This is a genomic window from Ferruginibacter paludis (genome assembly GCF_030409685.1).
Taxonomy (GTDB): Bacteria; Bacteroidota; Bacteroidia; order Chitinophagales; family Chitinophagaceae; genus Ferruginibacter; species Ferruginibacter paludis.
Genome location: NZ_JAUFQJ010000002.1, coordinates 309283 through 324039, shown reverse-complemented (window position 1 = coordinate 324039; position 14757 = coordinate 309283). Strand labels below are relative to the sequence as shown.

6 protein-coding genes are annotated in these 14757 nt (G+C 43.8%); 2 read left to right on the top strand and 4 right to left on the bottom strand.

Annotated elements, in window-relative coordinates:
* The first annotated feature begins 244 nt into the window (after positions 1-244).
* Entirely contained in the window at positions 245-1531 is a 1287-nt protein-coding gene (locus QWZ08_RS03265) for an acetyl-CoA hydrolase/transferase family protein (protein ID WP_290335778.1), read from the top strand.
* Positions 1532-1666: 135 nt separating this feature from the next.
* Here the strand turns inward: QWZ08_RS03265 and QWZ08_RS03260 are convergent, their stop codons facing one another.
* Entirely contained in the window at positions 1667-2266 is a 600-nt protein-coding gene (locus QWZ08_RS03260; RefSeq protein ID WP_290335777.1) for a hydrolase, read from the bottom strand.
* A gap of 174 nt (positions 2267-2440) precedes the next feature.
* On the opposite strand from QWZ08_RS03260, the gene QWZ08_RS03255 reads away from it, so the two are divergent.
* Positions 2441-3007, top strand: coding sequence for an HNH endonuclease (locus QWZ08_RS03255; protein WP_290335776.1), 567 nt, complete (start codon positions 2441-2443; stop codon positions 3005-3007).
* On the opposite strand, the gene QWZ08_RS03250 is transcribed toward QWZ08_RS03255, so the two are convergent.
* From QWZ08_RS03250 to QWZ08_RS03240, 3 genes are all read right to left on the bottom strand, one after another.
* On the bottom strand, positions 3008-5497 hold the full coding sequence (locus tag QWZ08_RS03250; RefSeq protein WP_290335775.1) for a cation-translocating P-type ATPase: 2490 nt from the start codon (positions 5495-5497) through the stop codon (positions 3008-3010). It lies immediately after the preceding gene.
* Between the two features lie 192 nt (positions 5498-5689).
* Entirely contained in the window at positions 5690-7657 is a 1968-nt protein-coding gene (locus QWZ08_RS03245) for an adenylate/guanylate cyclase domain-containing protein (protein WP_290335774.1), read from the bottom strand.
* Positions 7658-7710: 53 nt separating this feature from the next.
* Positions 7711-14577, bottom strand: coding sequence for an MBG domain-containing protein (locus QWZ08_RS03240; RefSeq protein WP_290335773.1), 6867 nt, complete (start codon positions 14575-14577; stop codon positions 7711-7713).
* Positions 14578-14757: the final 180 nt, after the last annotated feature.

Below are 14757 nucleotides of genomic sequence, written 5' to 3'. Positions count from 1 at the left end.
ATAATGCTATCTAAACAGTATAAGGGCACTGTGAACTTTTTTATTATTCATCACTGCAATATAAATCATGTGCGGCAATGAAATATATCATATCTGTATAACTACCCTTTAATTCCCGCCATTTTTAAAGGTGCAACAAAAACTATTGTATTGCACCCTTGTGATAATAATCATACCAGGCCATACAAAAACGTCATGTGCTGCCAGCGGAACCCGGAATATATTTGCGGCAAATAGTTCAAATATGAAAGTTCCTGTTCAATATGTGAGTCCGGCGGAAGCGTTATCAGTCATTCAATCCAATCAACGGGTATATATACATGGCAGTGCGCATACGCCCACTTTTTTGCTGAGGCACTTGGCGCTTGAAGCCCCGCGTTTACGTAATGTAGAAATTGTATCTATCAGTTTGTATGGCGACTTACAGGTTGATAAGAGCGAATTTAAAGACAGTTTTCATTTTAATTCACTCTTTGTTTCAGCTGCTGTGCGCAACGCCGTTAAAGAAGGGATAGCTGATTATGTACCCGTTTTTTTAAGTGAAATACCCAACCTGTTTAAACAAAATATTTTACCGATTGATGTTGCCATTGTGCACGTATCGCCGCCCGACAGTCACGGTTACTGCTCGCTGGGCGTGTCGGTAGATATTGCCCGCAGTGCGGTAAACACTGCCAAAACTATCATTGCGCAGGTAAACCCCAATGCGCCCAGAACCCATGGTGACGGCCTGGTGCACAGCAGCCGTTTTGCCGCCATGGTATATTGTGAAGATGAAATGCACGAGGCCAATTTCAGCGAAAAGGTGGGCGACATTGAGCGTACCATCGGAAAGAACGTGGCAGAAATGATCGATGACCGTTGCACGCTGCAAATGGGTATTGGCGCAATACCGGATGCAGTACTGAGCTGCCTTATGAATCATAAGGATTTGGGTGTGCATACAGAAATGTGTTCCGATGGTATTATTCCACTGGTAGAAAAAGATGTGATCAACAACAAGTATAAAAATATACATCCCAACAAATCAGTATCTTCTTTTGCCCTGGGCTCTGCTAAATTATATTCCTACATCAACGATAATCCGGCATTTGCATTTTTGGATATTGATTATGTAAATGATCCGCATGTTATCCGCCGCAACGACAAAATGATTTCTATCAACAGTGCAATCGAAATTGATATTACCGGCCAGGCTTGCGCCGATTCTATTGGCACCTACCAGTTCAGCGGTGTGGGTGGGCAAATGGATTTTATGCGGGGCGCAGCCATCAGTAATGGCGGTAAACCCATCATCGCTATTCCCTCAAGAACAGCCAGGGGCGTTGCCAGGATTGTACCAACGCTAAAACCAGGCGCCGGGGTAGTTACCACCAGAGCGCATATGCACTACGTTGTAACTGAATACGGTGTTGCGTACCTGTTTGGCAAAAACCTCCGGCAGCGGGCGAAAGCACTGATCAGTATCGCTCATCCCGATGACCGGGAGCTGCTTGAAAAATCTTGTTTTGAAAGATTTAAAATATTTTAAACGCCATAGGCTTAGTTTACAACGCCCGTCTTTTGTTCCAATATTTTACTTGTAAAAAAAGCGGATAACTGTCAAACAGTGATCCGCTTTTTCTTTTTTCGGCTGGTTAAACCCCTTAATAAAAAAATGAGTATATTATTTTACCGTTGCCTGGCGGGGAATTATAAATGTGATCAGGTCATCCAGCGCCAGAGCCGCCCGCTCACAGGCATCATTAATATCCTCTCTGGAAACATTGGCTGCAAAAGATTTTTCTTTCAACCTTTTCTTTACGCCTTTTAAATCCATGCCCTCATATCCTCCCGGCCGCATCAATGCATAAGCATGTACCAGGCCGCTTAACTCATCAAAAGCAAACAGCATTTTGTCCATAGCAGTTACTGGTTCAACACCAAAATACAACGGTCCGTGGCTTGCTATAGCATGGATAATTTCAGGATCAATGTTGCGGGCTTCCAGTTCTTCAATTATTTTTTTGCAATGCTGATCCGGCCACTGGTCCCAATCCGCATCGTGCAGCAAGCCGGCCATTTCCCAGCGCCATTGACCTGTTTCATCCAGCTTTTCTTTTTCAGCCGCCCAGCATTTCATCAAGTGTGCCACCTGCTTCATATGCAGTTGTAACCTCGGATTTAATACCCAGGAAGAAAATAATTGTTCAGCAGCTGTTCTGGATAGCACGTTGCCGGCATTAGCAGCGTTTCCAAAAGTATTCCTGTTCAGCAGTAGCGACATGTGATTGTTTTTTTCAAAAATAAAGCTTTTGAGATAGTAAAAATAGCCGCTAATCCATGGACATGGCGGCTGCCTGCAAAATAATTGCGTTACGGGCAAATGTTTACTATGCTTTTACAACGGTTGAGTTGGTAAATAAATTATCTTTGTTATAATACCTTTAATAAATTCAACATGAGAAAAATTGACGGAGAAATTTGGAAAGTGCTCAGTTTTCATAAAAGCGCTTTTGGAAAACGCTATGCGATCTCTAACCAGGGCCGCCTTGTTTGCTTTGACAAAGATCCCAATGATGGAGTTCAACTGAAGGGTTCCCTGCAGGAAGGTTATCCTATCTGGCGTTTTACCAAAAAGAAAAGAAACGGAACCCTTGTTTACCGTGGTATTTTACTGCATCGTTTGGTGGCCGAACAATTTTTGGCACCGGCCAAAAAAGATGAAACGGTTGTTATTCATTTGAATTATAAAAAAGCCGATAACCGTGCAGAAAATCTTGCCTGGGCCACTATAGCCAAAGCTTCTGCTCATGCACAGGAAAGCCCTTCTGTAATTAAGTCCCGCAAAATTGCCCGAAAAACAGGCACTGGCGGCAACACTAAACTAACCCTTGATAAAGTTAAGGTGATAAAAAAACAGCTGGCAAAAGGCACTACCCTGAAAGCACTGGCATTGAAATATGAAGTAAGCGACATGCAGATTCATCGGATTAAAACCGGCGAAAACTGGGGTGATGTAAAATAATCAGTTGTTACTTTTTTTAAGCAATTTCCACAATTCTATCCAGCAGGTTCCTGCCATTGCAACAGCAATGCAGGTAATCAACATGGGCCATGGCAGTGCATCAAGCCTGAACAAACTACTTACAAAAGGGATGTAAATTGTAGCTGCGATAAACAGCAGCGTTACAAAAATTACCAGTGGCACCAGGTTATTTTTATATTGCAGGGTTGTAAAGATGGTGTATTTAAAAGACCTGTTGACCAGTGTTAAAAAAATATTACTGAATAGCAGTGTTATAAAAATAATGGCTCTTACCGTAGCATCCGTATTACCCTGGTTAATATAATACCAACCCACACCAAGGCAGGCCGTTGTGATGGCTATCCCCTGTACAATGCTCATCGTTAGCTGTTTAAGCGACAGAAAATTACCCGCCGCTTTCCTGGGCATCCGCTGCATCGTTCCTGGTTCAATAGGTTCATTTTCATAAATGATAGAACAGGTTGGCCCCATAATGAGTTCTAAAAAAATAACGTGCACCGGCGAAAAAATGTCTGTAAACTTCCACATCAGCAGCAGCGGTAAAGTAACAATTAAGATGATAGGTATGTGAATGGATACGATGTACTGAATGGCTTTTTTAAGGTTGTCGTAAATCTTTCTGCCCAAAGCCACCGCATCCGTCATATGGGCCAGGTCGTCATCCGTTAAAATCAGTGATGCCGCAGCTTTGGCTACTTCACTGCCTCTAAGCCCCATGGCAATGCCAATATGTGCAGCCTTCAATGCCGGCGCATCATTTACGCCATCACCTGTCATGGCGACTACCTCCCCGTTGTCTTTTAGTGCGTTAATCACCTTTAGTTTTGCTTCAGGAAACATCCTGGCAAAAATATTTACGCTGGTTACTTTTTCCCTCAGGGCTTCCGCAGTTAAATTCATTACCTCATTGCCCGTAAGTGTGTCTCCATTGTGAGTTAACCCAACCTGGTCTGCTATCGCCAACGCTGTTTCCATGTAATCACCGGTAATCATTTTTACCGCTATGCCCGCCTGCCGGAATGTTTGGATTGTTTGAATGATATTGTCTTTGGGCGGATCCTGGAAAACCAGCAGACCCAGAAATTCAAATTTAAATTCCTGCTGGGTGGCCGGCCATTGTTCATCCTTCCATCTGCCTTTGCCAACGCCTAAAACACGATAGCCCAGGCGGGCGTATTCAAGTGAGCGCTCTTCAATTTGTTGCAATGCTGCTGACGGTAAGTTGGTTTGGCGTAAAATAGCTTCCGGTGCGCCTTTGGCAGCTATTACTATTTCGTCTTTGTCATTTTTAAAGATGTGCGTCATCATGGGCGGTTTGCCACCTACTGGATATTCATGTATCTGCTTAAACTGACTTCTTTTGTCTGCTACTGCCGTTTTTTGGTACAATGCGTGAATGGCTTTTTCCATCGGATCGAAGGGATCGGTTTCGCTGCTCCACATGGCATATTCCAGTACGGCGGCTGGTATATTTTCAGTGCCATTCATGTCGATGGACTGATCTGTTTGAGCATCGTACAAAAAAGCAAGATGCATACTGTTTTGCGTAAGCGTGCCCGTTTTATCGGTACAAATTACCGTAGCAGAGCCAAGCGTTTCAACATACTGCGGCTGCTTTACAATGATATTATTGCGTAATAAGCGGAAAGCACCCAATGCCTGGAAGGTGCTGAAAGCAACCGGTATTTCTTCAGGAAGTATGCTCATGGCCAGTGTAAGCCCCTGTAGCAATGATTTGACAAAATTGCCCGACTGATAATAATTGAAGCCTACCACAATTAAAAATGCCACTACACCAATCCAGACCATATTGCGTACAAACGAACGCATCTGTGCCTGCAGCGGGGTTTTAACAATGGTGATTTCCTTTAATGACAGCCCGATTTTTCCGAACCTGGTTTGCAAACCAACTGCTGTTACCTTAATTGCAGCGCTTCCACTGGTTACCAGGGTACCCCTGAATACGCCGTTGGTGTCATCCGGGTTTTTTATTACCTGGAACGATTCCCCGGTTAAGACCGATTCATTTACGGAAAAGTCATTGGCTGAAACAATCAATCCATCGGCAGCGATGATTTCCCCCTCTTCCAGCAATAACAAATCGCCGCTCACAATTTCACCGGCGGGTACTTGCACTGTTACTCCATCACGGATTACACTGGCACTGGAAGCTGAAAGCTTTTTTAAAGCCAGCACGGCGTTTTTACTCCTGTATTCCTGGAACAGAGAGATTCCGGCCACAATAAAAATAGATACCAGCATGATGATGCCTTCGTTGTACTGGCCTGCAGCAAAATAGATAATACAGGCAGCCAGCAATAACAGGAACATGGGTTCCAGTACTACTTCCTTTAACACATTTAACAGCACATTGTCTTCCTGCATCTCCAGCATATTGCTGCCGTATTGCTGCCTGCTTTCCATTACTTCTGCAGCTGATAATCCGGAAGTGTGACCTGAACTTTCCATATCCATTTTTTTTGCCTTCGTTATGGTATCACTTTAACGAACGTAACTCAGGGTGACTGATGAGAATTATTAGCTTAATATCAATTCAACCTAATGCTGAGATGTTCATTAAACGTGCAAAGAAAATAAAAAAATAAAGGAAAAAAGATGATGGGAATAAGGTGAGGAGGTGATTGATACCGGTACCGCGGTTTATATGGAAAAAGTACTTGCAGATACTTTGCCGGCCAGCTTATTGTTTGAGGAGGCTACAAAATACATATCTACATCACCCACATTTTTTGCATAAATTTTACCCCGGTAACTGCAGGTAAAATCATTTTTGACGATTTCGTAAACAGACGCAGAAATATTCACCTGTTCGGGTTCGCCGTTGCTTTCCAGCCGGCTGGCAATATTTACAGTACTGCCCCAGATATCATAGGCATATTTTTTCTTACCCACCACCCCCGCTACAACTGGTCCAACGTGCACGCCTATGCGCAGGTCCCAGGGCTCCTGGCCGTCCGCTATTTTTCTTTTATTATTAAGCACAATGTATTCCTGTATTTCCAGGCTGGCGCTTACCATATTGTGCACATGCCGTTTATCGGGCGTTGGAATGCCACCTGCGCACATATAAGAATCTCCAATGGTCTTAATTTTTTCGAGGCCATACTTTTCTATAATATTATCGAAAGCAATGAAACAGGTATTCAGTTCTTCTACCAGTTCCTGTGGTGAAAGTTTATCGGCATGAATGGTGAAACTTTTAAAGTCGGTAAACATGACTGATACCTGGTCAAAATTCCGGGGCGTTGCCTGGCCTTTTTGCTGAAGTTCTTTGGCCACTTCCGAGGGCAAAATATTCAACAATAAATTTTCTATCTGCACTTTTTGCTCATCAAGAATCTTGTTGATTTTAACCTTTTCACGATAGTTTCTGAAGATGAGTATTGCAATTAAAAATACCAGGCCCAGCCCAGCCGCAAAAGCATTGCGGGCAAATTTTTGCCTTTTTAAATCGGCGTCCTGCAGGGCTTTGTCTTTGGTAAGTAAACTTATCTGCCCCTCTTTTTTCTGCAAATCAAATTCAAACTGAAGTTTGTTTAACTTTTTATCTGTATCAATATTATACAGCGTGTCTTTTACATCAGCATAAAGGGAATTGTATTTGTATGCATTTTTGTAATCAGCATTTTTAGCGTACGCCACTGCCATTTGCTGGTAAATATCCTTTAAATCCCTTGGCGCCTTCAGCTCTTCGGCCAGCCCGCTTGCCTTATTAAAATAAAGCAATGCTTTGGCATATTCTTTTTCGGCTATATACACATTGGCAATTCCCTGGAAAGAGAGGTACATATGGTGCTTACTGTCTGTTTTTTCCGCAATTTCAAGTGCCTTATTGTGATAGCTGAGTGCTTTATTGTAATCGCCTTTTACTAAATATATTTTACCGATACCATTGTAGGCATAGGAGCTGTTGGACAGGCCGCCATAAGCCTTTATTGAATTTTCGTAATAGGTCTTGGATTTTTCAAAATCGTTTTTATAAAAATATATTTCTCCAATATTGCCCGACGTAACTCCGATACCGTCCTTATCGCCCACTTGTTCGGCCAAAGGCAACGCCTTCAAAAGATAATTCAGCGCTTTATCCCAGGTGGCTTTCTTTTCATAATAAATACTGGCCACAGTATTAAGTGCAGCCAGTATTCTATAGTTGTCGGCCGATTTTTCGGCTATCGTTAATGAACGAAGGGAATATTCAAGTGCCTTTTCATTGTCTCCTAAATCATCGTATGCTGCGGCGATATTATTCAACACATTCGAAACCCCGATATCTTCTTTTAAACTTTCAAAAAGTTGCAACGATTCATTCCAGTATACTATTGCTTCAGGAAGTTTTCCCAGGAAATAATTCCCTACGCCTATGTTTTTTAATGCATTGGCCTTCCCTTTTACAAATTCAATTTTTTCCGAAAGATCCTTTGCCTGGGTAGCAAGACTGATCGCTTTAACAGGATCATCTGAAAACCGCTCTTTGCTTTGCTGCAGTAATAAATTTACTGCAGCTGTATCTTTATTGTTGTCTGAAGCAGCTCCGCCCTGGGATTGCGCATGCATAGCAAGGGCATGCGCACATAATAATAAAATTATTCCCAGTGTTTTACAATTCATATCCAAATATCGGTATTTCAATTCATCCCAACGAATTTAGGGTTTGGTTAAAATTACCTGTTTATAACAATTTTCTTCACTGTGGTATTGTTACCCGTTTTTAATTGAACCAGGTATAATCCCCGCACCAGTCTGCTTACATCAATATTTTTGACATATTTTTTACCTGCTTCCCAAACGCCATTGTTAAATTCCATTACCTGCTTTCCGTCTGCTGTTAATATCGATATTGAACTGGCTCCTGTTTGCGCCGGAACATATACCAGGGTAAAATCAGCCGATGCAGGGTTGGGGAAAATAGACAGTGATCCTGCTTTAGCAAGTGCGATATCTTCCTGGTGCGCTACCTGTACCGGTTGCGATACGCCCGTCATCAGGCGGTTTACAGCGGAAGAATCGGACGGGATACAGGCAGTGAATGTGTTGAACGAAGCGGTACTTCCTGTATAATTATTTCCACCGCCGCCGCTGCCGCCCTGTACCAGATATTGAATAACCGGTAACGGCGTGCCTGCACGATAAGTTCCATTAATGGCAACCACCTGCCCTGCTCCACCCACCTGCGCATAGGTAAAATAATTAGTGGGTTTGGGTAATTGATAAGCCGCCGTTGCATATGTCCATTGGTCTTTGAAAAACTTATTGCTATACATAATTCCGGTAACCACTGTATTGGCATTGTTCTTTTTCGCAAAACCAGTACTGGAGTTAATAATAGCTCCGGTTATAAAAATATCCGACGTGCTTGCAAAGCCCAATGGCACCCTGGTTATCCAGGTATTGGTGCCGGCATCAAAATTCGTAACGGGTGCTGCAACACTGTTATCTGCAATTATTTTACCGTTCGGAATTGCCTGGCTTCCAACCAATGTATAGTTGATATTATTTAATACGATAGTTCCTGCCCTGAACGTCAGGTAATCTCCGTTAACCGCCAGCTGACCACTCACTTTGGTAGTTAAATTCAACCACAGGCTGGTGGGGGTATTTGGATTAGCAGTACTACCAAAATTGGTTGCCGTATTGGGGGGCAGCAAACAGGGGTTATTAACCACTGTTAACACACCTGGTACATAATTAAAAGTGTATCTGGATGAAGTACCACCACTAACCGTAATTGGATAAGTACCTATTGCACTTGTCTGCGTAGCGGTAGTGCTTAACACCGGCAACGTGGTAACACTATTTTGCAAACTGTCGCCAGGCACAAAGCCACTATACGTTGCGGTCAACTGGTTATTTTCTCCATAAGGCCTTGTAACATTATTTGCAGTAACCGTTAATGTTGCCTGCTGTATATCTACTTCGCCAAGTCCGTACGTTATATCAAAATTAGGATCAGCCAAAACGCCGGGCACCAGGTATTGTTTGCCAACATCCAGGCCAGTAATCATATTGACGCCAAACATAGAACCGGGTGAGAATGCTCCTGAAGCACCGGCTGCATCTGCCGAGTCCAGAATCACTGCAATATTGTTGTTAGCCGCATCCGTTCCCAACTGGGTGCCACTTACCACTTTTAGCAGGGAACCATTCACCACTTTCAGTAAAGAGCCATTTACCACTTTGAGTAAAGAACCATTTACCACTTTCAGTAAGGAACCGTTTACCACCTTTAACAATGACCCGTTAACAGCCTGTACCAAACCATTCGGAAGCATTACGAGTGTACTGTCCAGTACCGGTGTACCATCCTGGTATACTACTGTGTTGGTGCCATTCACCACCTTCAGTAAAGAGCCGTTTACTACCTTAAGCAAAGAGCCGCTGGTAAACTGTACATAAGACACTCCGTTGACTACTTTAATCAATGTGCCGTTTACCAGTTTTAACAAGCCGTTTACTACCTTGAGTAAGCTGCCGGAGGTAGTTATCTGCACCCATGAACCGTCATTTACATATTGCACCAATCCATCTGACGCTGGCACCGTAACCCCGTCTACTACCTGCACCAATTCTCCATTCAATATTGGAGCAACAAGTCCGTTAGAAGTACTTACCATTTGCTCCAGGGATCCGCTTACCACTTTAAGGAGGGAACCATTTACATCTACTGTTCCGATATTGCTGTCATCACTTTCCATTGCTGTTGCTCCCAGTAATGCCTTAGGACTTATGCCCGGGTAAGCAGCAATGAATTTAGCTGTTGCCGGATTTAATTTATAGTTATAAATAGATTCCGAAGCAATGTCAACAAGGTATTGAATGTTTAAATTGTCTTGCAACAGGGAACTGCCGGCCGGTATAGGTACCAGTGCATTATTTGATAAAGAAAACTTGCGGGAGTTTTTTACAGCATTAAAGCTTGCAATCATACTCATATTCACAAGGTCAGCAGCAGAGAGTGTTGAACCGTTCAGTTGTTGTTTTTTAAAATCCTTTACCACAGCCAGGGCATTGGTTGGCAACAAGCCCTGGTGATATACTTTAATGGCATTGGTGAGGGAATCGGGGTTATAAATATTTGTTGTATTGTATTCATATTTATAAGTAATGGTGCCGATGTTTTTACCGTAAGCTACTGCCGTATTATTGGGAGTTACCTTCAACGGCATTTTGGCTATTGTTACCGCGCCATTAAAAAACTGATAGCTGTACTTTTTCTGCAAAGCCAAATCAGTAGTATTGGCAGGATCGAAAGTTCTGGACGGCGTAATAACATAAGTACCTACATCACTGCCTGTTGTTGCGGCTGTTGTCAGCACCAGCTTATCAAGACCTATGTCCTGCAAACTCAGTAAAGGACTGGTGTTTTGCAACAATACCCCGTTTACTTTAATAACCGCTGAAGGAGCAACAAGGGTTTCGCCATATTTTTTGGTGATATTATTTGCAGTGACTGTGATAGCCGAACTAAAGAAATACTTACTGTTGGAGAAGCCGCCATCAGTACCATTAGTGCCGGACTTTGGAGGCGTATAAGCAAGAATTTCAGGATTGCCAACACAGGAGCTAACGGTTACCGACACTGCGCTTGAGCTGATAAAAGTGGGCACAATACGGGTTGTGTCGCCGGGTGCATTCACCAGCATAACAATGGTGTTGTAATTAAAATTCTCACCCGTAATTGTTACTGTAAAAGGCGTTCCGCTACATGGTATTACTGCTGGCGGTACAATTACATCAATCAAGGTTGCGGTAGGCGCAGCAAAGGTCCGCATCGCCGAATCAGCATTTACCAATCCGTAGCCTGATATAAAATCAAAATGAGTTCCGGGTAAATTACTGCTTGTTTCCATGTCAACAGCCGTTGCCTGCATCAGCGAGCGTATATCATCTGGTGGAGTTGCCGGCAAGCCGAGAAATTTTTTCTTTCCTTCCATCAACAAAGCAGCTACCGCTGCCGCATGCGGTGCCGCTGCAGATGTACCAAAGAAATTGGAATAACCGTCCAGTGCGCTGTTGGGATAATCCTGGCCCATTTTAACCGTTGTATTCACACCATCAGGACCAACTAAATCCGGCTTATTTCTTACCACGCCCTCGGTTTTTGTTCCTCCAATGGAAGAAAAAGATTCAGTGAGCGGTGTTGTAAGATAAGGGGGCGCTTTGTCATATCGGGCGGCGCCCACAGCAATGGCGCCTGCAGCATTGGCCTGCCCTACCAATGTGGATGTACCGACATTGTATTCCAGGATTTTTACATCCCCACGGTAAATAATGTATTTAATGCGAGCTGGGTTGCCATCCGTTGTATTGTTGACAACAAGGAAATTGGCATCAGTTAAGGTGGTAATTGTAAAGGGTAATATTTCCAGCGGATCGCCATTGGTGTTATCCCTGTTAAATCCCTTTAAACCTGTTCCGTCTGTATTAGATGTCCAGAACATATCCAGGTCATAATGCGTTCCCTGAATTTGCCCGGTAGAATAGATATCATCCACCCATTGCAACACAATGGTGTAATCGCCGGGAACCAGGGTGATATGCTGAAAAATATCTCCGGTACCGGAAAAATCATGCGCCATTTTTCCCGGAAATCCTGCAGGGGCTGCGCTTGCCGGCGTAAAGTCTTGTTCATATGATTTATTGGCAAAATTACCCGCAGCAGAAAAATACGATACGCCCTGCGCTTTTACCGCATCTACGGCTTTGGCTACCACCCCATCTTTAAGATAAGGTTCGGTGATATAAGTTACATCATCCACGATAACGCTGCAGCCTGCATTTTTTAAGTCGGCAATACCAGTGGCAAAATCACCGGCGGTGAAAAATCCGGTACGGAAATAAAGACTTGCTCCCGGCGCTACATCATGTACAATTTGCAGCATAGCCCTTCCTTCATCAGTACTTCTTGGGTAGTCCTGCAATACAGTTACATTGGAAAGATCTCCGTTTGAAAGGTCAACAGCTGCCGTGTTGGTGTTAAACGTTTGCGGCGCACCGGGAACAGGATTGTAAGGCAGCGTAGCAGTGGTACCGCTGGAAATAGTATTGAAACTGTTTGAAATAACACCCACTTTAATGCCCGCTCCGGTTAATTTATATCCGCTTCGCACCAGATTGGAACGCATGGTGGTATCGCCCGCCGAATTTACAAGCCCGCTGTTGCTAAAGGGCGCATAAAAAGGCCGGCAAAAATTAATAATGTCATTCAATAAATTCAGCTTGAGCAGGTTGGCAATCGGGTAGTCGCCCGTGATAATTAATTTACTGCCCTGCGCACCATTCACGCCATTGGTAACGGTGTTGATCAACCCGTAATCTGATGATTGTAAAAGGCTCAATACATTGTCGTAATTATTTACCTGAACAATGATGTCTATCCTTACCATGCCGTTGGCAATGATAAAAAATGGCGAAGGATCTCCGTTGGGATTGTTGTAATAGATGGAGGTAAGTTCAGAACCAATCAGTTTGCTAACCTTGTTTGAAACCAATGCCTGTTTGGTAGTAACGCAGCCGGCTGCAGCAACTGTCAGTGTATAAATACCGGGTACGCCAACGTTAACGTTGGCCTGGTCTGCAGGCGATTTTATTTCTCCACCGGGCGGTGCTGTCCATTTAAAAGTAGCGCCGGTAGTTGATGAAGACCCGTTCAGGGTTGTATTGCCGTCAAAATTAAAGGGTTTGTCATCGCCTGCGCTGGCGTCAGGAAGCAGGTTAACTGTTACATTGACTGTGTTACCGGTACTGGCGATGCAACCTTTGCTATCGGTTATCTGCAGGGTGTACACTCCGGAGGCAGCATCCGTAACAGTAGTGAGCACCGGATTCTGATCGGTACTGGTAAAACTATTAGGCCCTGTCCAGGCGTATGTATAGGGAGCTGTTCCCCCCGATGCAGCTGAACTTAATGTCAAATTTGTACCTATACAAAGTGGCGAGTTGGAGTTGATACTGCCAACAGTAAGCGCAGGCGCCTGGGTAATGGTTAGAGCTACGGCGGCTGTACAACCGTTTTTATCTGCAACGGTTACAGAATAAGTGGCAGCGGCAAGTCCGCTAAACAGGCCGGTGGTATTTTGTACCCCATTCAGTGAATAGGTATAAGGCGATGTGCCGCCGGTTGCAGCGATGGTTGCACTGCCTGTAGATGTTCCAAAACAATTTACATTGGTTTGGTTGCTAACAGAGGCTGATAATCCGTTAGCCGGTTCCGTAATGGTTGCCGAAGCTGAACCACTGCAACCGGCAGCATCTGTAAAAGTTACGTTGTAAGTACCTGCAGCAAGATTGCTGATATTTTGAGATAACGCAGTGAACGTACCCGGCCCGGTCCATTTATAAGTGATGGGTGCTGTACCACCTGTCACGGTAAGATTAATGGAGCCGGTAGCACTTCCTTTACACAATACATTGGTTTGAGTTGTGGCCCCTGTAATGTCACAAAAAATAAAAGGCGCAAAGTTGATCGTTATGCCGCTTTGCAATATTACCTGTGTTCCGCTCCAGAGTGCACCTGTCATAGTAGTACTACCCGTTCCCGAGCCGATATTGATGGCAGCATACGGGGCCCAGACAGAACCCACCCATTTTGATCCGCCGCCTGATCCGTTAGCCGTATTCCACGCAACGGTGCCGCTTGGGGAAGTAGTACCGGTACCATGTGTTTCAAAGTAAATGCTTGACTCATTGCCACCAATTACGGAGGCTGTCACTTTGCCTAAATCAACGTCGCCTTCCACATACACTTTTATCTTTCCCAAAGGGGTGGCACTTAAATCAAAAACAAAACTGTTGCTGTTGCCCGTATTTTTTATTGATTTAAAGACATATATGCCTGCTCCCTGCAGCGTGATTGTTTTGTTGCCTCCCAATAAAATATTTCTACGAATAACCGGATCTCCATTGGAATTAGCAATCAACTTTGTTGTTGTTGTGATATCAACTGTGGAATTGTTGACAGGAAATTGGTTGATGGCTGGCATGGAGGGCAACACAGGCAGTGTTACCAACGGGTTGGCAACGTTTGGAACAAGGTTATTGGCAAAATAATAAGTGGTATTTAAGGGATGGTTTACAGGTCCGGTAACGGTACCTCCGCCAATTACAATGTTGCCGTTCACATTGATACTTCCCCCGAGGGTGGCACTTGAACCTATCGAAAGAACCGTTCCGGGAGCGGGGTTGGTATTTGGTAGCCCCGCAGCAATTTTGCCCGTTACCACATTGCTGTTGGTTAAACTAATGGTTCCTCCGCTAAAAATATTTGCGCCTATAGACGAATTGCCGGTTGTCTGAACAAATTTATAACTGCCTATTGATCCGCCATTGATGGTAGTTGATGACCCCAATTGAACACCATAACCTGGCGCAGCCGGTGCTTTCTGGCCCTGGAGCGGCTGGCTGGTGCCGCCAAAAATAACATAATCAGAAATGCTGGTTTGCTGCGCCTGAAGGGTAGACAGCAGGGATAAAAACAGCACAAAAGTAAATGCTGATTTTGCCAAAGTACTGCACGTAATAAATTGCCTCATACAATAAGTTTAAAGGTTAATGGCGAAATTTCCAGGTGATATTGGCAACTATTTTAACAAGTCAAACAATGCTGTAACAATTACTTGTCAGCAGGTTGAAAAGAAAAACAAAGAAATGGGGTGATTGGCAATTAATTATAGGAATTGACTTTAGCAGTACTTATAAAACGGGAATTTTAT

Coding starts and splice junctions, on each gene's coding strand:
- QWZ08_RS03255 (WP_290335776.1), top strand. CDS start 2,441: ATGAGAAAAATTGACGGAGAAATTTGGAAAGTGCTCAGTTTTCATAAA.
- QWZ08_RS03240 (WP_290335773.1), bottom strand. CDS start 14,577: ATGAGGCAATTTATTACGTGCAGTACTTTGGCAAAATCAGCATTTACT.
- QWZ08_RS03250 (WP_290335775.1), bottom strand. CDS start 5,497: ATGGAAAGTTCAGGTCACACTTCCGGATTATCAGCTGCAGAAGTAATG.
- QWZ08_RS03265 (WP_290335778.1), top strand. CDS start 245: ATGAAAGTTCCTGTTCAATATGTGAGTCCGGCGGAAGCGTTATCAGTC.
- QWZ08_RS03245 (WP_290335774.1), bottom strand. CDS start 7,657: ATGAATTGTAAAACACTGGGAATAATTTTATTATTATGTGCGCATGCC.
- QWZ08_RS03260 (WP_290335777.1), bottom strand. CDS start 2,266: ATGTCGCTACTGCTGAACAGGAATACTTTTGGAAACGCTGCTAATGCC.